Origin of the sequence: Pseudenterobacter timonensis (assembly GCF_900021175.1) — a bacterium.
Taxonomy (GTDB): Bacteria; Pseudomonadota; Gammaproteobacteria; order Enterobacterales; family Enterobacteriaceae; genus Enterobacter; species Enterobacter timonensis.
The window spans coordinates 72,177-91,102 of sequence record NZ_FCOP01000012.1; the positions used below are offsets into that span (position 1 = coordinate 72,177).

The window sequence follows — 18,926 nt, forward strand, 5'->3', positions numbered from 1 at the left end:
CCAATGTGGTCTTTCATTCATGGAGCTTACAATGAAACGGACCACGTTAACGACCGCGCTTACCGGCGCGGGTTTTCTCCTCTTTCTGCAGGCCGCCCATGCCGGGCCGCAGGCGCATGTGGTATGCGCGTATTCCCACACCCTCGGCGATGACGCCATCATGATGTTCGGCATGCCGCATCAGGCGATGTGGCACGATTTTTTTGGCAATCAACATACCGACGCTACCTCTACCGGCAAGACGCTGCGCGCGCAGGAGAGTACGACCTGCGATAATAAGGCGGACAGCTCTGCTTACTGGGTTCCCACCCTGCGCCTGCCGGACGGCAGAGAGGTGAAGCCGGCTTATCAAAAGACCTACTACCAGGCGTCGAAAGTGGATCTCTATCCGTTGCAGCCGTTCCCGCCAGGCCTCTCGCTGCTGGCGGGGGATCACCACGGTTCGGCGCCCAATCCCCATATCACCTTTCTTTGCGCCAACGGCAAAGGATATACCCACAAGCTGGGCGAAGTGTGCGGGCTGCGCAAGGCCGGGGACGCGGTACAATTTAATATTGGCATCCAGTTTCCGAACTGCTGGGATGGCGTCAACCTGAAACCGTCTCACGGCATGGCTAACGCCACCTACGATGTGAAGGGCCAGTGCCCATCTGCTTTCCCGGTAAAGATCCCGACCGTCAATATGAACGTGGCCTGGGTGCTGCCCGGCATCACCTCGCTTGATACCGCCAGAGCGCAGCTTTCACTCGATCCGCTTATGCATGGCGACGAACGCGAGGAGCGGTGGGGCAGCCTCTATACCGCCCATGCCGATTTTATAAACGGCTGGACTGAAGAGGGGGCACGCTTTATGACCGATCTGTGCATGAATCAGGGAATGGACTGCGGCACGACCATCCCTTACGGCTATTCTCAGGCGAAGGCCAACGTCTGGCTGAGCAGCCGGGAGCCCGACGCCGCAGTTCCCGCACCCGGCAGCCTGCTGGTGGAGGACAACTGGCAGAACGGCGGGCGCACGCACAACAGCGAAACGCTTTCGCTGGTGAAATTCTCCATTCCACCGCTGCCAAAAGGCCAGGATGCCTCGCACTTTAAGTACCGTATCCGCATCTATGGCGGCAAAGTGGAAACCAACGGCGCGGATCAGATCTTCTTCTATCCGGCGAGCAACGACTGGGACCCGGCAACCGTCACATGGGCGTCGCGCCCGGTATGCAACTATCGCTCCGACGCGGTACTCTATCTCAACCATACCCGGCAATATCGCATGGTGGATGTCGATAAAGCGGTGCGTAAAGCGCTGGCGCAGGGGAAAACGGAGATCTCCTGGTATATCGGCGGCGACCGTCAGGGAAATCACTATCAGTTTGAACCGGCAGGTTCAAAAGAGGGACTGGTGCTGATGCTGAGTGGTTTTACGAAAACGCCGGAAATCTGAGGCAAGCAAAACGGCAACCCGGAGGTTGCCGCTTTTGTCAGATCTTGCAGGCATCGCCGCAGTCGTCATCCGCCTCAACCGAGCGTGCTTTGTTATCCGCATTCTCCAGACGTTCAGCGTTACGCTCCTGCGCCTCTTCCAGCCCGTCAAATACCAGATTATCGAGATCGATTTCCATCATTGTCCTGCCTGTGTTCGTGTTGTCTCAGACGCCAGTATAAGCCAAAAAGGAGCGGTGCGGCATTGTTCAGCACGGAACGATAACCCCTGCCATACTCAAGGATTAAAGGCGAAGAGGGTGAATTGATGAGTAAAGTGTGCAAGGCATGTGGAACATCCTTTGAGACGGCGCGCGATAACTGCCCGATTTGCGAGGACGAGCGTCAGTATATTCCGGTCGGCGGGCAGGAGTGGGTTGATTTCGCTGCGCTTACCGCGTCGCATACCAACAAATGGGAGCAGCTTGAACCCTGCCTGCTTAGTATTAAGACGGTACCCAAATTTGCGATTAACCAGCGGGCGCTGCTTCTCAATACGCCTCACGGCAATATTCTTTGGGACTGTGTGGCAAATCTTGACCCAGCCACCGTCACGCTTATCAAAGCGCTGGGGGGCATTAAAGCAATCGCCATCTCACATCCTCACTACTACACCACGATGCAGGAGTGGGCGCAGGTTTTTGAGGCGCCGATTTTTCTGCACGCCAGCGATCGCGAGTGGGTGATGCGCGACAGCCCGGCGATCCATTTCTGGGAGGGGGATGTGCTGGAGATTATGCCCACGGTTAAACTTCTCCGGCTTGGCGGCCACTTTGCCGGCGGCACGGTGCTGCACCGGGATGATGGCCGCGGCGTTTTGCTGGCAGGCGACATTTTGCAGGTAACGCCCGGTGCAGACGCGGTTTCGTTTATGTGGAGCTACCCTAACATGCTGCCGCTGTCGGCAGAGGTGGTGCATGAGATCGTTGAACGGCTGCGTCCCGTTTTCTTCGACAGACTCTATGGCGCGTTTGAGGGGCAGAATATTCGCGCTAATGCCTGGGATGCGGTTTTGCGCTCGGGCCAGAAATATATTGCTTGTCTGAAGTGAAGGTGGCTAGTTACACTTCAGTTGCATGATCCAGATCATGTTTTAACGAAAACAGAAAAAGAGATACTGCTATGCAACATATCATTGAAGGATTTCTCAATTTCCAAAAAGAGATTTTCCCGCAACGTAAAGAGCTCTTTCGTAGTTTAGCGTCCAGCCAGAATCCCAAAGCGCTTTTCATCTCCTGTTCCGACAGCCGCCTGGTACCAGAGCTGGTAACACAGCAGGAGCCAGGACAGCTCTTTGTCATTCGTAACGCCGGGAATATCGTCCCTTCCTTCGGGCCGGAGCCGGGTGGGGTGTCCGCTACTATCGAATATGCCGTTGTGGCGCTGGGCGTGACCGATATCGTGATCTGCGGCCACTCTAACTGTGGCGCTATGAAGGCGATTGCCGATAACCAGAACCTGGAGCCGATGCCGGCTGTTTCCCACTGGTTGCGCTATGCCGACGCGGCAAAAGCGGTAGTGGAGAAGAAAAGCTGGGATAACGAGATTGATAAAGTAAACGCCATGGTGCAGGAAAACGTCATCGCGCAGCTTAACAATATCAAAACCCATCCGTCCGTGGCGGTGGGACTGCGCGATAACGCGATCCGCCTGCACGGCTGGGTGTATGACATTGAGAGCGGCGAGATCCGCGCGCTGGATAAAAACAGCAAAACCTTCGTTTCGCTCTCCGAAAATCCGCAGGTTTACTTCGAGTAAGCCTCCCGGGGCAGGGAGGCTCCGATCAATCCACTATAAACGGCAGCCGACCGCGAAGGCGTTTGGGCGGTTCCGCTATCGCTTTCGCCATCGCCGCGCCAATCTCTGCGCAGGCGGTCAGCCCCTGAACAAAGGGGTGATCGTGCATCAGATAAGGGATCGCGCCAAAGGCGATTCGCCCGCGCACGCACTCCGGCTCCTGTAACGTATAGTCGTCACCCACCGTGGGGATCTCTTCTCCCGTCGTCTGAAGCTGCTGGCGCAGGCGGGGAAAGGGCAGATCGCGCGTTTTCAGCGGCTGCTGTCCGCGCGCATCGATAAATACGTCAAACTCCAGCCTCTCTCCTTGTGCGTAGATCACCGTCCGGTCAGGCTGGATATCAAGTTCGTAATCGGGACCCAGCGGCACAATGCGGATAAGATTCGCCTCGCGAAGCGCCAGCAGACGGCGGATGGATTGTGACGGGATCGCCGCATAGTTATCAATAAAAATGCGGGCGAGGCCGTTATCAAAGCGTGCCCGATCTTCTTCATTCAGGAAAGGCACACACGGCTGGACCGCCTCGTGCAGGCGCAGAATGGTGTAGCGCCAGGGAACGGTTATACGATCACGCTTGTTACGCTCCACCTCCTGCAGATTATAGTGCGCCCAGCGGAAGGGACCGTGGCGCTCGCGATCGGCAAACCAGGCGTCACGGAAGGTGTCGGGGGTGAGGGAGCGCAGATTGATTCGCTCGCACCAGCGCGGATCGGCCTGCGCGAGCTCCTCCACCATCAGCGCGAAGATACGGTCGAGCAGACCCTCTGCGCCGGCCTCCCTCTCTTTCTCCATCGCCTCGTTCGTCACCACGGTCAGCGGTTCATAAGGAATAGGACAGTAAAAGTCAGCCTCCGGCAGGATACCTGAGCGCGACATGAGCGTCAGGGACAAGCCCTCGCTGCCAGCACGCCGTTCAAAGCGGATATGTTCATCCGGCTGTTCCGTAAAGACGCCATGCTGCGCGGCGACCGCCATCGCCGCGTCGATACCGCTGAGCGAGGTGCCCATAATGCCGACCCGGCAGGCGGGAATAGAGGCCTCCATTAACCCGGACCAGGGGCTGGGGAAGTAAGCCTGTGTCGTCGATTCTTCCTCCGGCCAGACGTGGCCGGTAGCGATCACTGCCAAATCAAAGATCTCAGGCGCCAGATCCTCTTGCGCCCAGAGCCTGACCCCATCGGGCGTCACCTCCAGATCGGTAACCTGACAGGACTCATGCACCGCCACCGTAAAGCCTTGCTGACGGGCCTTTTCAACCAGCTGTAAAAACTGATCGCGGAAATATTCTCCCAGCAGAATGCGGGGCAAAAACTGACGTACATGCAGCGAGTCGCGCGCGACACCGTAACGCGCCAGATGTGCGTCGCTCAGCTGGCGCAGCCAGTCGATATAGGTGGAAAAAAGCGGCGGGATTTCAATACTGGCGATATTGGCCAGCATCATGCGGGAGTTCTCTTCATCACTGTAGGGCATCCCCACTCCTGCTTCAGCCCCTTTTTCATATACCGTGACCGACAGCGGTTCTGCATGTTTCAGAAGGGAAAAAAAGGTATAAATCCCCGTTGGCCCGGCACCGATAATCGCGATCTTTTTCATTATTATTCACCCTAATCATCTTTATCGGATTGTTTGAGAACGTAACGCTTAAAGTTTGGTATGAAAACAGAGGAAGATCCAACCGGGTGCGGAGCGTGCAGAGGTTTGCCAGAAATATATGAGCGGCGACAGAATAGAGTGGATTGCGCAGTTTAGTTGCTATGAAAAAGAGTGACAGGAAAGAAAAAACTGAATGGTGCGTCCGAGTGGACTCGAACCACCGACCCCCACCATGTCAAGGTGGTGCTCTAACCAACTGAGCTACGGACGCACAAGAGAGATGGTGCGTTCAATTGGACTCGAACCAACGACCCCCACCATGTCAAGGTGGTGCTCTAACCAACTGAGCTATGAACGCAACGTTGTAGGTGACAACGGGGACGAATATTAGCGGCATGGCGGGAAGGTGGCAAGAGGCAAAATGCAATTTTCTGCGCAATCCCTTCCGACTGCGGAACTTTTACACAAAACGATATTATTGTACTGATGCAAAAGCATAAATTCTCGACACTTGCCGAAATTTTCTACCGCCTGGACGGTCCCCAGAGCAATTAACGCTAAACTTAGCCTGACATCACAAAAAAGGAGTCACAGATGGCTAAGCACGAATTAAGCGAGAAACAGGATGAAAATGTCCATCCGGTAAAAGACGAGCCGAAAAAACAGGGGGAGATCCCGCGTACCCGCGACGACAGCGAAGATGATAAAAAAAGCCCTTACCGGGAGAAAAAATAATAAAAAAGCCGCCTGCTAAGAGGCGGCTAAATTTTAGCGGGCGGCGCGCTGTAAAATCACGCTTGAAGGCTGGCGTTGCAGGAAGCGCATGCGCAACATCATCATAATGGCGGCCGACGTAAGGCCGATGATAAAGCCCATCCAGAACCCGGCGGGCCCCATCCGCGGTACCACCAGATCGGTGAGGGCGAGAAGATAACCGCTCGGCAGCCCCAGCACCCAGTAGGCGATAAAGGTAATAAAGAAGATCGAGCGCGTATCTTTATACCCGCGCAGCACCCCGCTGCCTATCACCTGGATAGAGTCGGAGATCTGATAGATAGCGGCCAGCAGCATCAGCTGCGACGCCAGCGTAATGACCTCGGGGTTGTCGTTGTAAAGCAGCGCGATCTGTTCGCGTAGCGAAACGGTAAAAAGGGCAGTAAAGACCGCCATGCAAACGCCAACGCCCAGCCCGGTACGCGCGGCGGTTTGCGCGTCGAGCGTGGAGCCCTGTCCGAGACGAAACCCGACACGAATGGTCACCGCCGCCGAGAGTGAGAGCGGCAGGACGAACATCAGGGAGCTGAAGTTAAGCGCAATCTGGTGACCCGCAACGTTCACGATGCCCAACGGCGAAACCAGCAGCGCCACCACGGCGAAGAGTGTGACTTCAAAGAACAGCGCCAGCGCAATGGGCAGACCAAGCTGAATAAGCCGCAGCAGCACCGCTTTGTCGGGTTTACCCACGCCCGGCTCTTCGTTGCGAATATCGCGCATGGCGCGAGCACGACGGATCCAGGAGAGCATGCTGACAAACATCACCCAGTAGACCGCCGCCGTCGCCACGCCGCAGCCGACACCGCCCAGCTCCGGCATGCCAAAATGACCATAGATAAAGATATAGTTCACCGGGATATTGACCAGCAGGCCGATAAAACCCATCACCATGCCGGGTTTGGTTTTTGCCAGCCCTTCACACTGGTTACGCGCTACCTGAAAGAAAAGATAGCCCGGCGCGCCCCAGAGCAGGGCACGCAGATAACCGACCGCTTTGTCCGCCAGGGCAGGATCGATATTGTGCATGGAACGGATGATATAGCCGGCATTCCACAGCACGATCATCACTAACACTGAGACAAAACCCGCCAGCCAGAAGCCCTGACGCACCTGATGCGCTATGCGATCGCGGCGACCAGAGCCGTTCAGTTGGGCAATGACCGGCGTCAGGGCCAACAGCAGGCCATGGCCAAAAAGAATAGCCGGTAGCCAGATAGAGGTGCCGATAGCGACGGCGGCCATATCGGTGGCGCTGTAGCCGCCCGCCATCACCGTATCGACAAAGCCCATCGCGGTTTGCGCAATCTGCGCAAGAATAACCGGTATCGCCAGGGCGAGTAATTGCCGCGCTTCAATAATGTACTTCTGCACGTGAACACCTATTCTATTGTTGTTATTTATGAGAGTAAAAAAGCCGCCGTAACAGGCAGCAAGAAGAAAATGCAGGGGGAATGTCAGCTATTGTAGCGGGGTTTAACGATTAATCTAGTGAAAAAAGCGCCAGTCGGGGGGCTTTACTGGCAACCTCTATTTACTGCTGTTAAAGTTGTGCGATTACGCGGTATCACTACCGTCAGGAAAACAGGAGCTGGATGTATGTTTACGGGTATTGTGCAGGGCACCGCCAGCGTGGTGTCCATTGATGAAAAACCTAATTTCCGCACCCATGTCGTCGAACTGCCGGACTATATGCTTGACGGGCTGGAGACGGGGGCATCAGTGGCGCACAACGGCTGTTGTCTCACCGTGACCGAAATTGACGGTAATCGCGTCAGCTTTGATTTAATGAAAGAGACGCTGAGAATTACCAATCTTGGCGAGCTGGTGCCGGGGGATGTGGTCAACGTTGAACGTGCGGCGAAATTTAGCGATGAGATTGGCGGACATTTAATGTCGGGCCATATTATGACCACCGCCGAAGTAGTCAAAATTCTGGCGTCGGAAAATAACCGTCAAATCTGGTTCAAAGTCCAGGATCCGCTGCTGATGAAATATATCCTTTATAAAGGCTTTATCGGCGTGGATGGTATCAGCCTGACGGTTGGTGAGGTGACGCCTACCCGTTTTTGCGTCCATCTGATCCCCGAAACGCTACAGCGCACCACGCTTGGTATTAAAAAGCTGGGCCAGCGGGTCAATATTGAGATCGATCCGCAAACCCAGGCAGTCGTCGATACCGTTGAACGGGTGATGGCGGCGAAAGAGGCCGCCGCGCAGCTGGCCTCCAGCGAAGAATAAAATAAACCCCGGCTCGCCGGGGTTATTATTTATCGGGCTACACGCAGGCCATTTTCAATGCCGCGGCTAAATACCACCTGCCACAACTGAATATCGCGGGCGCGGAAGGCGCCAGCGCAGGCGTTCAGATAATAGCAGAACATTCTTTTGAAACGCTCCGAGTAGTTATCTGCAATTTCCGGCCAGGCGGCCAGGAAACGGGCATGCCATGCCATCAGCGTTGTGTCATAATCTGCCCCGAAATTATGCCAGTCTTCCATAATGAAATGAGGTTCGCTGGCGTTTGCAATCTGGCGAACGGAAGGCAGGCAGCCGTTGGGGAAAATATACTTATCAATCCAGGGATCGACATTATTATCGGTTTTTTTCGAGCCGATAGTGTGCAGCAGGAAAATACCTTCCGGCTTCAGGTTACGGTCAGCCACCTCAAAATAGGTTTTGTAATTTTTCGGCCCGACATGTTCAAACATACCGACGGAAACAATACGGTCAAAATGATCGTTCAGATCGCGGTAGTCCTTGAGCAATATCGTCACGTCCAGCCCTTCACAGCGGGCCTGCGCCATTTTTTGCTGCTCGGCGGAGATAGTTACCCCCACCACGCTGACATCGTAATTTTTAGCCATATAGGCGGCAAGCCCGCCCCAGCCACATCCGATATCCAGTACGCGCATGCCCGGCTGCAGCTGCAGCTTCTCACAGATAAGCCGCAGCTTGGCCTCCTGCGCCGCTTCAAGCGTGGTGGCCTCTTTCCAGTAAGCGCAGGAGTACTGCATATAGGGATCGAGCATCCGGCTAAAGAGATCGTTGCCGAGATCGTAATGCTCTTTACCGACTATCCACGCGCGTTTTTTATTCTGTAGATTAAAAATGCGCGCAGAGGCGATACGCAGCGTATCCTTCAAATGATGGGGGAGTTGACTTTCCAGACCCGCGCGGATGACTTTGGTAAAAAAGAGATCCAACCGGTCGCATTCCCACCAGCCGTCCATATAGCTTTCGCCCAGACCGAGCGAACCTTCCTGCAACACGCGTTTAAAAAAGTCGGGATGCTTGACCTTAATGTCAGAAGGCGCAGAACCGTTAATAGTAATACCTGCGCGCCCCAGCATTTCCTTAGCGATACGGAACCAGTCATCTTCCCGAACGCTGACTTCTTCTATACACGATGAACTCATAGCTTCTCCATCACCTTTGTGATCAGAACCTTCAAACAGCGTAGACGCTTTTTTTGGTTTGTGAGAAATCTCACGGCAAGACCCGTGAGGCTGATATCCGACGTAGAACAGAGGAAGGGAGATATCCCTTGCCGAAATGCCTTCCATGGTAAAACGGGAGCACTCCGGCTCCCGTTAACTCATAATAATTATGTATTTATCCGAACCAAATTCAGTATAGGCCTCAAAATTCAGTGGTTCAACAGAAAATTGTTAGCAGGCTAACCACTGAAACGTAACATAATTTCACAAAGAGTCAGGCATGGGACGAGCGCGCTTCGCCGCAGCTCTCATGTCGCGCCGTCGCCTGCAGACGATAACCCAGCGCCGCAAGGAGAACGGTAGCCAGCATTACGCTGGTGGTCGTCAGGAGCGGCGTGGCGATAAGCGTCGAAACCACCAGGCTCGCCACAAAGCAGAGACCCAGCTGCAGCGTGTTTTGCAGCGCGGCAGCGCGGCCCGTTGCATGCGGGAAGGGACGCAGCGCCTGAGCGACCACGATGGGATAGATGGCGCCGTTGGCAATCGCCATGACGCAGAACGGCAGGAGGATCTGCGTCAGCCCCACCTGCGGGATAAAGCCTGCCGCCCAGGTGCCGATCACACTCAGCGCATAGAGAACCAGCAGCCACGGCAGCATCTGCTGACCCTGCCATTTTTGCAGGGCAGCGCGGCAGCCGTAGCCGCCCACCAGAAAGGCGATGGTCTGCGGAACATAGCTCAGGCCAATCACCGCCGGGCTGTAGCCCATATCATGCAGGATAAAGGGCGAGCCGGTAAGCCAGGCAAAAAAGCTGGCGGAACAGGCGGCGTAAATCAGCACATTCCCGTTATAGGCCCGAGAACGTAGCAGCGAGAAGAAGGTTACCCGCGCCTGCTGGCTCTCCGCCTTTTTTACCGGCGCCGGTTTGAGGGTCAGGGCGGGAAGCATCAGAGCAAGCGTAATGATAAAGAGCGTGGCGAAGATCGCCTGCCAGTCGAAATGGGCGAGGATCCAGCTGCCAAGGAGCGGCGCCAGGGCAGGGGAGAGCCCCACCAGCGGCATAATAGTGGCGAAGATACGGTTGGTGCGGTTCGCCGGGTAATAGTCCGTCACCAGCGCCTGCCAGGTAACAGCGGCGGCGCAGACGCCCACGGCCTGAATGAAGCGCAGCGCCAGCAGCCAGGTGGCATCACGTACCCAGAGCATACCGATACAGCCCAGGGCGAAAATGGTCAGCCCGGCCAGCAGGATCGGCTTGCGGCCGAAACGGTCGGAGAGAGGCCCCCAGAGAAGCTGGGCAAAGGCAAAGCCCGCCAGAAAAAGACTCAGGCTGGCGCTGATGGCCGCCGCGGGGGTCTGCAGATCCGCCTGCATGGCGGCAAATGCGGGCAAATACATGTCGGTTGCCAGAAAGCCCAGCACGCTTAAGCCGCCGAGCCAGGCTAAAAATCCTTTCCTGGGTTGCACTGTTAAATTCTCCTGATAAGGGCAGAGGGTGATCCGCGCCAGAGTGTAGGAGGTGCAAACTGCCTTGTGAAACGCTAATATTTGGCGATTGCATTCAAATTTTTTGCAGGCAGAAAATGTGGTCAGAATACTCGCTTGAAGTGGTGGATGCTGTAGCACGTAACGGCAGTTTTAGCGGCGCGGCGCAGGAGCTCCACCGCGTCCCTTCTGCAGTCAGCTATACGGTGCGTCAGCTGGAGGCGTGGCTGGCGGTGCCGCTGTTTGAGCGACGGCACCGGGACGTGGAATTAACGCCTGCCGGCGTCTGGTTTTTAAAAGAAGGCCGTTCTGTTATCAAAAAAATGATGATCACCCGCGAGCAATGTCAGCAGATTGCCAACGGCTGGCGCGGGCATCTCGCCATCGCGGTGGACAATATCGTCAGACCCGAGCGAACCCGGCAGATGATCGTCGATTTTTACCGCCATTTTTCTGATGTGGAGCTTCGCGTCTCTCAGGAGGTATTCAACGGCGTCTGGGATGCGCTGGCGGACGGCAGGGTGGCGTTAGCCATCGGCGCGACACAGGCGATTCCGGTGGGCGGGCGCTACGCTTTTCGTGATATGGGGATGCTGAGCTGGGCCTGCGTGGTTTCCCGGGATCATCCACTCGCTGCGCTGGAAGGGCCGCTGAGCGACGATACGTTGCGCAACTGGCCGTCGCTGGTGCTGGAGGATACCTCCCGTTCGCTGCCGAAGCGCATCACCTGGCTGCTGGATAACCAGCGGCGGGGAGTGGCGCCCGACTGGGACTCGTCGGCGTTTTGCCTCTCCGCCGGGCTTTGCGTCGGCATGGTGCCGGTCCATTTTGCCCGCCCGCGGATCGACAGCGGGGAGTGGGTGGCCCTAACGCTGGAAAATCCCTTCCCGGACGCCGCCTGCTGCCTGACGTGGCAGCAGAACGACCGTTCCCCGGCGCTCGCCTGGCTGCTTGATTATCTGGGCGACAGCGAGACGCTCAACCGGGAGTGGCTCAGGGAGCCGGATTAACCGGCTCAGGATTAACGGCGGTAGTCGCGGAACGGACCATCCGCCACGGAGCGGCGCTCAATCAGGCGCGGATGCACCTCGATGGACTGCGACTCTTCGCGCTTGTTGACGATGCGATCGAGCAGCATGTTAAAGGCAGTTTCGCCCAGCGAATCTTTAGGCTGGTGGATAGTGGTCAGCGCCGGGGTAAAGAAGCGGGCGTTACGCACGTTATCGTAGCCAATCACGGAGATATCCTGCGGCACGCGAAGCCCCATCTCGTCGGCGGCACAGAGCGCCCCCATCGCCATAATATCTCCGCCGCAGAATACAGCGGTAGGTCGATGCGGCTGAGAGAGGATCTGCTGCATGGCGCGATAGCCCGATTCCGGCTCGAAGTCGCCCTGCACAATCCAGTTTTCCGGAATGGTGATCAGCGCCTCTTCCATTGCCTTCATAAAGCCCGCCAGACGGCCCGCGCCGGTGTTGCGCTCCAGCGGTCCCGGGATAACGCCGATATCGCGATGGCCGCGCTCAATCAGGTAACGCCCCGCCATATAGCCGCCTTCAAAAGCGTTATCGATAACCGAGTCGGTAAAGTCTGCGCGCGCTTCGCCCCAGTCCATCACCACCATCGGGATATGACGGTACTCTTCCAGCATCGCCAGCAGCGGCTCAGGGTATTCGGAACACATCACCAGCAGGCCATCGACGCGCTTTTGCGCCATCATCGACAGATAAGCGCGCTGTTTTTCAAGGTTGTTCCAGGCGTTGCCCAGAATCAGGGTGTACCCCTTCTGAAAGCAGTTTTTTTCTACCGCTTCGATGATCTCTGCAAAGTAGGCCGCTTCGCTGCTGGTCGCCAGCAAACCGATAGACTTGGTATGGTTGACCTTCAGGCTACGTGCCACCGCGCTTGGCGAATAGTGCAATTCTTTGATCGCTGCCCAGACGGCGTTGCGGGTCTCTTCCGCTACAAAGCGGGTTTTGTTAATAACATGTGATACTGTTGTAGTGGAAACGTTTGCGCGTTTTGCTACGTCTTTGATAGTTGCCATTAAATTCGCTCCAGACCCTAAACTGATGTCCTGCTAAGTTGAGAGGTAAACGTTTGCCTTCTCTCACCCTGATTCGCAAATTGCTTTGCGGTACGCCGGGAAAACGACACAGGACGTCAGGAGGGGGTCAATGGCCGGTACGCTAATAAATTTAGCGTGGAATTTTGTCTGATCTTGAGGAAAAGGGGAAGAGCAAATACGCATATCACCTTAAATCCAGCAAGATTTTTAGGGCCACCTGTGCAAAAATGAGCAGGCTCACTTTTTGTGTGGGGACGATAAGGAGAAAAATTGATGAACACCGATCTTAAGTTTTCGCTATGCACCACCATCATTGTCCTGGCGCTGATTGTCGCCGCAGGTCTGACGGCCGCACTGCACTGATTTTTCGGGGGAGCAGCGTCTCCCCCGTCTCGCCAGATTGTTCCCCGCCGCGCAAAAAACTTTTGCAGGATTGTTAACTTCTCAATTTTTGTGATTGATGTCATGCTTTCGGCTTCATTGGTCTGTGTCGTACGGCGACACAGCGTGCGGAGCTGAATTATGAAAATCAATTTTCCCCTGCTGGCCCTGGCGATTGGCGCTTTTGGGATTGGCACCACCGAATTTTCCCCGATGGGGCTACTGCCGGTTATCGCGAAAGGCGTCGATGTCTCCATTCCGGCGGCGGGCATGCTAATCAGCGCCTATGCCATCGGCGTGATGGTCGGCGCGCCGCTGATGACGCTGCTGCTGTCGCATCGCGCGCGGCGCAACGCGCTTATCTTCCTGATGGCTATTTTTACCGTCGGCAACGTGCTGTCGGCGCTGTCGCCCGATTACACAACACTGATGCTCTCGCGTATTCTCACCAGCCTCAACCATGGCGCCTTCTTTGGACTGGGGTCAGTGGTGGCGGCGAGCGTGGTGCCGAAACATAAGCAGGCCAGCGCGGTTGCGACCATGTTTATGGGGCTGACCATCGCCAATATAGGCGGCGTACCAGCGGCCACCTGGCTTGGCGAAACCATCGGCTGGCGCATGTCATTCTTCGCCACCGCCCTGCTGGGCGTGGTGGCGATGGTGGCGCTCTTCTTCTCCCTGCCGAAGGGGAGCGCGGGAGAAAAGCCCGAGGTGCGCAAGGAGCTGGCGGTGCTGGTCCGTCCGCAGGTGCTGTCGGCGCTGCTGACCACCGTGCTGGGGGCCGGGGCGATGTTTACCCTTTATACCTATATTGCCCCGGTGCTGCATGAGATCACCCACGCGTCGCCGGTCTTTGTTACCGCCATGCTGGTGCTGATTGGCGTAGGATTTTCAATCGGAAACTACCTGGGGGGCAGGCTGGCGGATCGCTCCGTGAGCGGTACGCTGAAAGGGTTCCTGCTGCTGCTGATCGTGATTATGCTGGCGATTCCGTGGCTGGCGCGCAATGAGTATGGCGCGGCGCTGGCAATGGTGGTCTGGGGAGCGGCGACCTTTGCGGTAGTGCCACCGCTGCAGATGCGGGTGATGCGCGTCGCGAGCGAAGCGCCGGGCCTCTCATCTTCGGTCAATATTGGCGCCTTTAACCTGGGCAACGCACTTGGCGCGGCGGCAGGGGGAGCGGTGATCTCAGGCGGGCTGGGCTACAGTTTTGTACCGGTGATGGGGGCTATCATCGCCGCGCTGGGGCTGTTACTGGTGATGACGTCCGGTAAACGGCAGGCGGCGGTCTGCGTAGCGGAATAAGAGAGAAACAGGAGGGGAAAACCCCTCCTGTTTGTTTTATGCGGCAAAGTTTTTCGCCACAAACTCCCAGTTAACCAGCGCCCAGAAATGCTCCAGATAGGAGGGACGGGCGTTACGGTAGTCAATGTAATAGGCGTGTTCCCAGACATCCACCGTCAGCAGCGGCGTTGCGCGAGTGGTAAGCGGCGTACCGGCGTTGGAGGTAGAGACGATCGCTAACGTGCCATCCGCCTCTTTTACCAGCCAGGTCCAGCCGGAACCGAAGTTCTTGATGGCCGCATCGGTAAATTTCGCCTTAAATTCCGCAAAGCTGCCAAATGTCGCGTTAATCGCAGCAGCCAGCTCGCCGGTCGGTTCCCCGCCAGCATTCGGCGCCAGGCAGTGCCAGTAGAAGGTGTGGTTCCAGACCTGAGCGGCATTGTTAAACACGCCGCCGTCAGCGTTACGCACGATCTCTTCCAGCGTTTTACCTTCAAACGCGGTGCCTTTGATCAGGTTGTTGAGGTTGGTGACATAGGTCTGATGGTGTTTGCCGTAATGATACTCCAGGGTCTCCGCGGAGATATGCGGGGCAAGCGCATCTTTAGCATATGGTAATGCAGGTAATTCGAACGACATTGCTTCACTCCTTATTATTGTATCTGCTCAATAACCTTACTGAGCATAAGGGTAGGGTAACAAAATAAAAGCGTAAGCAGAAGAGGGGTTTACCCTGCCGACAGGCGGCAGGGCGGGGGATTAGCGGATGGTAGTGGGCGTCATGACCCGGCGTGCGCCGACGTAATGGCGCACCCAGTAATCTTCGCTCAGGGAGGTAATCTGGATGTCCTGGCCGCTGCGGGGAGACTGGATAAACTTGCCGTTACCCAGATAGACGCCGACATGATCGGCAGTGCCGCGCCCCCGGGTGCGGAAGAAGACCAGGTCGCCGCTTTGCAGCTCGCTTCGGTTAACCGGCGCGGCATCGCGCAGATGGTACATCTCATTGGCGGTACGCGGAATGTGGAACTTCACCAGATCCTTATAGGCGTAATAGACCAGCCCGCTGCAATCGAAACCGGTTCGCGGCGAAGTGCCGCCCCAGTGATAGGGTTTGCCGATTTGGTCCATCAGCTTATTCATGGCCGTCGTTTTCGCTTTCTGCATTCGGGCCTTATGTAAGTCGGAGAGTTTCGCGGTTTTGATCGGCCGATCGCAGCGGGATTTATAGCCTTTACGGGTCGTGCACCTTGCGCTGACGGCGCTGGCAGTTTTTACCGAGGCGCGCCGGGAGGAGCGGGTTTTCGCCGTTTTCACCGCGGTATGCGTTTTTTTGCTTGCGGCGGTTTTTCGGCTGTCAGATTTGCGGGCGGTTTTCTTTTTCCGCTCTGTCGTTTTGGCCAGATGCGTTTTATGCGTGGCCGTATGCCGCGTCTGCCCGGAGGCGTGCGCCACATGCGAAAATGAGAGTGATGTAAACAGTAAAGCACAGAGCGTGATCGAGAATTTATTTATCCGCGCCACTGGCCAGTCCCCTGAATGATGCAGGCGTTCCAGCGTGCCTGCGAAGATTTACAAACCCGACGATTCTAATCCATAAAATCCGCAGAAGTTAATACTCTTTTTAATGCGTAATGTGTGTTTCGTTAGCAAGTGCAAAAAAAGCGGACTGCTTTGTCATATTTTTGTTTATTCAGTAAGCACTCCTGGCAGGAAGGGAGAGGATAACCGTTATTAGTAATGCAACTTTACATGACAATCGTTAAACTCTGTAGACGTGACAAAAATGTTATTTTCCCAGGCCGCTCTGAGCCGCTACAATGTCAGACGATTGCCGTAACAGAAGTTTAAGGAAGCAAAACATGAGCACCACTATTGAAAAAATCCAGCGCCAGATCGCTGAAAACCCGATCCTTCTCTATATGAAAGGTTCTCCGAAGCTGCCAAGCTGCGGTTTCTCTGCACAGGCGGTTCAGGCGCTCTCTGCCTGTGGCGAACGTTTTGCTTATGTGGATATCCTGCAAAACCCGGACATCCGTGCTGAGCTGCCGAAATATGCCAACTGGCCGACCTTCCCGCAGCTGTGGGTGGATGGCGAACTGGTTGGCGGCTGCGATATCCTGATTGAAATGTATCAGCGCGGCGAGCTGCAGACGCTTATTAAAGAGACGGCAGCAAAATACAAATCAGAAGACGCAGAATAATCTTTCTGTAGCTGACAAAAAAGCGACCCTGTGGTCGCTTTTTTTATTCTGCTTGCTCACCCATCGGCAACGGCCAGCCGCCAAGGCGCTTCCAGCGATTGACGATTTCACAGAAGAGCTCCGCCGTGCGTTCAGTGTCATACAGGGCCGAGTGCGCCTGGCTGCCGTCGAAATCGATACCCGCCGTGAGGCAGGCTTTTGACAGCACCGTCTGACCGAGCGCAAGACCGCTGAGCGCGGCGGTATCAAAAGTGACGAAAGGGTGGAACGGATTACGTTTGAGCGAGGCGCGTTCCGCGGCTGCCATCATAAAGCTGTGATCAAACGTGGCGTTATGCGCCACCATAATCGCGCGGTTACAGTTGCTCTCTTTGATACCCTTACGCACCATTTTGAAAATGGCGTGCAGCGCTTCATATTCGCTGACCGCGCCGCGCAGCGGGTTATGCGGGTCGATGCCGTTAAAAGCCAGCGCCTCCGGCTGGAGATTGGCCCCCTCAAAGGGTTCAACATGAAAATGCAGCGTGGTATCCGGTACAAGCCAGCCCTCATCCATTTTCAGCGTGACGGCGGCAATCTCAAGCAGCGCATCGGTTTTTGCGTTAAATCCTGCCGTTTCAACATCAATGACCACAGGATAAAAACCACGAAAACGGTCGCACAGACCGCTAAATTGAGCGTTATCGGACATCAGGATCTCTTACAAGGGGAAAAAGCAGTGCGCATTATGGCAAATTTTGCGGGGCGATGCAGTAAAACAACGGGCGCGTGACGCGCCCGCAGGATCAGTTGCCGAGGCCGCGTCCAGCGTCTTTGGCTTCAATCAGTTCGATTTTGTAGCCGTCAGGATCTTCCACAAAAGCGATAACGGTCGTCCCGCCTTTTACCGGGCCCGCATCACGGGTCACATTCCCGCCGTTGGCGCGAATACGTTCGCAGGCTTGCGCGGCGTTATCCACTTCCAGCGCGATATGCCCATAGGCCGTGCCCAGCTCATAGCTGTCGACACCCCAGTTGTAGGTCAGCTCAATTACCGCTTCCTCACTTTCCGGGCCGTAGCCGACAAACGCCAGCGAATATTTATATTCCGGGTTTTCGCTGGTGCGCAGCAGTTTCATGCCCAGCACGTTAGTGTAAAAGTCGATGGAGCGTTGCAGGTCGCCGACGCGCAGCATGGTGTGAAGTAGGCGCATAATTTCCTCGTAACCAGTAATTGAATTATCTGTTTGAACAAAAACGAAGTTTTAGTATAGCGGCGAATCCTCGCCGCTATCAATGCAGGGATTATAAAGAGGGGTAGTCGGTATAACCTTCCGCGCCGCCGCCGTAGAAGCTCTCCGGGCGCTGCGGGTTCAGCTCGGCTTTGCGCTGCAGGCGGGCTACCAGATCCGGGTTGGCGATATAGTCGCGCCCGAATGCCACGGCGTCGATCAGACCTTGATTAATCAGATCTTCCGCTTTCTCCGGCGTATAGGCCCCGGCACCGATAATCACCCCCTGGAAACGGGCGCGAACTTTCTCCCGGAAAGCGGTGGTGTAAGGCTGACCCCCCGCCCAGTCCGGCTCGGACATATGCAGATAGGCAATGCCGCGTTTCGCCAGCTCTTCAATCAGGTAAAGCGCATCGGCTTCTTCGTTCGGGCCGTTATCCACGTTCTGGAAAGTGCCGATCGGCGAGACGCGAATACCGATACGATCCGCTCCCCACTCGGCGCAGACGGCGTCTACAACTTCCAGCACCAGACGGGCGCGGTTTTCCACGCTGCCGCCGTATTGATCGGTACGCTGGTTGGAGGCTGGAGAGAGGAACTGATGCAGCAGATAACCATGCGCGGAGTGCAGCTCAACCATATCAAAACCCGCTTCGCGCGCGTTAGCGACCGCCTGGCGGAAGTCATTCACGATGCCCGGGATCTCTTCCAGATTTAAGGCGCGCGGCATGGAGGTATCGACGCGAATGGCATGGCCTTTGTCATCACGCAGGGAGGTGCGGGTGCCTGCGCTGATTGCGGAAGGGGCTACCGGCGCCTGGCCGCCAGGCTGAAGGCTGCTGTGGGAGATGCGACCGGTGTGCCAGAGCTGTACGGCGATACGCCCCGCTTCAGCGTGTACGCCGTCAGTGATCTTTTTCCACGCGGCAATCTGTTCCGGGCTGTGCAGACCCGGCGCGCCCGCGTAGCCTTTTGCCTGAGCGGAGATCTGGGTCGCTTCGGAAATGATAAGCCCTGCGCTGGCGCGCTGGCGGTAGTATTCCCCCATCAGCGGCGTCGGGATATCGCCCGGCTCAATGCTGCGCAGACGGGTAAGCGGGGCCATAAATACGCGGTTAGGTGCTGTAACCGCGCCGACTTTCAGCGGGGTAAATAGTTTTTCTGTGGACATAAAAACTCCTGAGTAGACCAGTCGACTAGTAAACAGAGAA

At 56.1% G+C, this 18,926-nt stretch carries 20 protein-coding genes and 2 tRNA genes; 9 read left to right on the forward strand and 13 right to left on the reverse strand.

The genetic code is table 11. The features are described 5' to 3' along the window. Positions 1-31: 31 nt before the first annotated feature. The gene (locus tag BN3796_RS13740; RefSeq protein WP_061708925.1) at positions 32-1,438 is read left to right on the forward strand and encodes a DUF1996 domain-containing protein; all 1,407 of its coding nucleotides are present in this window, start codon (positions 32-34) and stop codon (positions 1,436-1,438) included. Between the two features lie 37 nt (positions 1,439-1,475). Here BN3796_RS13740 and BN3796_RS20735 read toward each other — a convergent pair whose 3' ends face one another. After that, on the reverse strand, positions 1,476-1,616 hold the full coding sequence (locus BN3796_RS20735) for a hypothetical protein (RefSeq protein ID WP_061709238.1): 141 nt from the start codon (positions 1,614-1,616) through the stop codon (positions 1,476-1,478). Positions 1,617-1,744: 128 nt separating this feature from the next. Here BN3796_RS20735 and BN3796_RS13750 point away from each other — a divergent pair, with 128 nt between their 5' ends. Then, entirely contained in the window at positions 1,745-2,527 is a 783-nt protein-coding gene (locus BN3796_RS13750; protein WP_061708926.1) for an MBL fold metallo-hydrolase, read from the forward strand. Between the two features lie 71 nt (positions 2,528-2,598). Beyond that, positions 2,599-3,234 carry a carbonic anhydrase gene (locus BN3796_RS13755; protein ID WP_061708927.1) on the forward strand — a complete coding sequence of 212 codons (636 nt, stop codon included), beginning with the start codon at positions 2,599-2,601 and terminating at the stop codon, positions 3,232-3,234. A 25-nt stretch (positions 3,235-3,259) separates the two neighbouring features. On the opposite strand, the gene BN3796_RS13760 is transcribed toward BN3796_RS13755, so the two are convergent. From BN3796_RS13760 to BN3796_RS13770, 3 genes are all read right to left on the reverse strand, one after another. Beyond that, positions 3,260-4,870 carry an FAD-NAD(P)-binding protein gene (locus BN3796_RS13760; RefSeq protein WP_061708928.1) on the reverse strand — a complete coding sequence of 537 codons (1,611 nt, stop codon included), beginning with the start codon at positions 4,868-4,870 and terminating at the stop codon, positions 3,260-3,262. Between the two features lie 194 nt (positions 4,871-5,064). Continuing rightward, positions 5,065-5,141: transfer RNA gene (locus tag BN3796_RS13765), tRNA-Val, on the reverse strand. Positions 5,142-5,151: 10 nt separating this feature from the next. Next, positions 5,152-5,228, reverse strand: a tRNA-Val gene (locus tag BN3796_RS13770). Between the two features lie 236 nt (positions 5,229-5,464). Here BN3796_RS13770 and BN3796_RS20875 point away from each other — a divergent pair. Beyond that, positions 5,465-5,605, forward strand: a complete 141-nt coding sequence (locus BN3796_RS20875; RefSeq protein ID WP_187374039.1) for a hypothetical protein — start codon at positions 5,465-5,467, stop codon at positions 5,603-5,605. Positions 5,606-5,638: 33 nt separating this feature from the next. Here BN3796_RS20875 and mdtK read toward each other — a convergent pair whose 3' ends face one another. Beyond that, entirely contained in the window at positions 5,639-7,015 is a 1,377-nt protein-coding gene (mdtK, locus tag BN3796_RS13775; protein ID WP_061708929.1) for an MdtK family multidrug efflux MATE transporter, read from the reverse strand. A 225-nt stretch (positions 7,016-7,240) separates the two neighbouring features. On the opposite strand from mdtK, the gene BN3796_RS13780 reads away from it, so the two are divergent. Further along, positions 7,241-7,882, forward strand: a complete 642-nt coding sequence (locus BN3796_RS13780; RefSeq protein ID WP_061708930.1) for a riboflavin synthase — start codon at positions 7,241-7,243, stop codon at positions 7,880-7,882. A gap of 29 nt (positions 7,883-7,911) precedes the next feature. On the opposite strand, the gene cfa is transcribed toward BN3796_RS13780, so the two are convergent. Then, the gene (gene cfa, locus BN3796_RS13785; protein WP_061708931.1) at positions 7,912-9,060 is read right to left on the reverse strand and encodes a cyclopropane fatty acyl phospholipid synthase; all 1,149 of its coding nucleotides are present in this window, start codon (positions 9,058-9,060) and stop codon (positions 7,912-7,914) included. Between the two features lie 295 nt (positions 9,061-9,355). After that, positions 9,356-10,549: a purine nucleoside transporter PunC gene (punC, locus tag BN3796_RS13790; RefSeq protein ID WP_061708932.1), complete on the reverse strand. Its 1,194-nt coding sequence runs from the start codon at positions 10,547-10,549 to the stop codon at positions 9,356-9,358. Positions 10,550-10,665: 116 nt separating this feature from the next. Here punC and punR point away from each other — a divergent pair, with 116 nt between their 5' ends. Beyond that, on the forward strand, positions 10,666-11,577 hold the full coding sequence (gene punR / locus BN3796_RS13795) for a DNA-binding transcriptional activator PunR (RefSeq protein WP_061708933.1): 912 nt from the start codon (positions 10,666-10,668) through the stop codon (positions 11,575-11,577). 11 nt (positions 11,578-11,588) lie between these two features. On the opposite strand, the gene purR is transcribed toward punR, so the two are convergent. After that, on the reverse strand, positions 11,589-12,614 hold the full coding sequence (gene purR, locus BN3796_RS13800) for an HTH-type transcriptional repressor PurR (protein ID WP_061708934.1): 1,026 nt from the start codon (positions 12,612-12,614) through the stop codon (positions 11,589-11,591). 294 nt (positions 12,615-12,908) lie between these two features. Here purR and cydH point away from each other — a divergent pair, with 294 nt between their 5' ends. Together cydH and BN3796_RS13810 are read left to right on the forward strand one after the other, a co-directional pair. Continuing rightward, positions 12,909-12,998, forward strand: coding sequence for a cytochrome bd-I oxidase subunit CydH (cydH, locus tag BN3796_RS20740; protein ID WP_061708935.1), 90 nt, complete (start codon positions 12,909-12,911; stop codon positions 12,996-12,998). A gap of 159 nt (positions 12,999-13,157) precedes the next feature. After that, positions 13,158-14,321 (forward strand): MFS transporter, encoded by a 1,164-nt coding sequence (locus BN3796_RS13810; protein WP_061708936.1) that lies wholly within the window; start codon positions 13,158-13,160, stop codon positions 14,319-14,321. A gap of 36 nt (positions 14,322-14,357) precedes the next feature. Here the strand turns inward: BN3796_RS13810 and sodB are convergent, their stop codons facing one another. Both sodB and BN3796_RS13820 read right to left on the reverse strand, forming a co-directional pair. After that, on the reverse strand, positions 14,358-14,939 hold the full coding sequence (sodB, locus tag BN3796_RS13815) for a superoxide dismutase [Fe] (protein WP_061708937.1): 582 nt from the start codon (positions 14,937-14,939) through the stop codon (positions 14,358-14,360). 120 nt (positions 14,940-15,059) lie between these two features. Continuing rightward, on the reverse strand, positions 15,060-15,824 hold the full coding sequence (locus tag BN3796_RS13820; RefSeq protein WP_061708938.1) for a C40 family peptidase: 765 nt from the start codon (positions 15,822-15,824) through the stop codon (positions 15,060-15,062). A gap of 338 nt (positions 15,825-16,162) precedes the next feature. On the opposite strand from BN3796_RS13820, the gene grxD reads away from it, so the two are divergent. Continuing rightward, on the forward strand, positions 16,163-16,504 hold the full coding sequence (grxD, locus tag BN3796_RS13825; protein ID WP_061708939.1) for a monothiol glutaredoxin 4: 342 nt from the start codon (positions 16,163-16,165) through the stop codon (positions 16,502-16,504). Between the two features lie 43 nt (positions 16,505-16,547). Here grxD and rnt read toward each other — a convergent pair whose 3' ends face one another. The 3 genes from rnt to nemA form a co-directional block, all read right to left on the reverse strand. Continuing rightward, a complete protein-coding gene (gene rnt / locus BN3796_RS13830) occupies positions 16,548-17,195 on the reverse strand; it encodes a ribonuclease T (RefSeq protein WP_061708940.1) in 648 nt (215 codons plus the stop codon). 94 nt (positions 17,196-17,289) lie between these two features. Continuing rightward, positions 17,290-17,697, reverse strand: coding sequence for a lactoylglutathione lyase (gene gloA / locus BN3796_RS13835; protein WP_061708941.1), 408 nt, complete (start codon positions 17,695-17,697; stop codon positions 17,290-17,292). A 91-nt stretch (positions 17,698-17,788) separates the two neighbouring features. Continuing rightward, a complete protein-coding gene (gene nemA, locus BN3796_RS13840) occupies positions 17,789-18,886 on the reverse strand; it encodes an alkene reductase (RefSeq protein ID WP_061708942.1) in 1,098 nt (365 codons plus the stop codon). Positions 18,887-18,926: the final 40 nt, after the last annotated feature.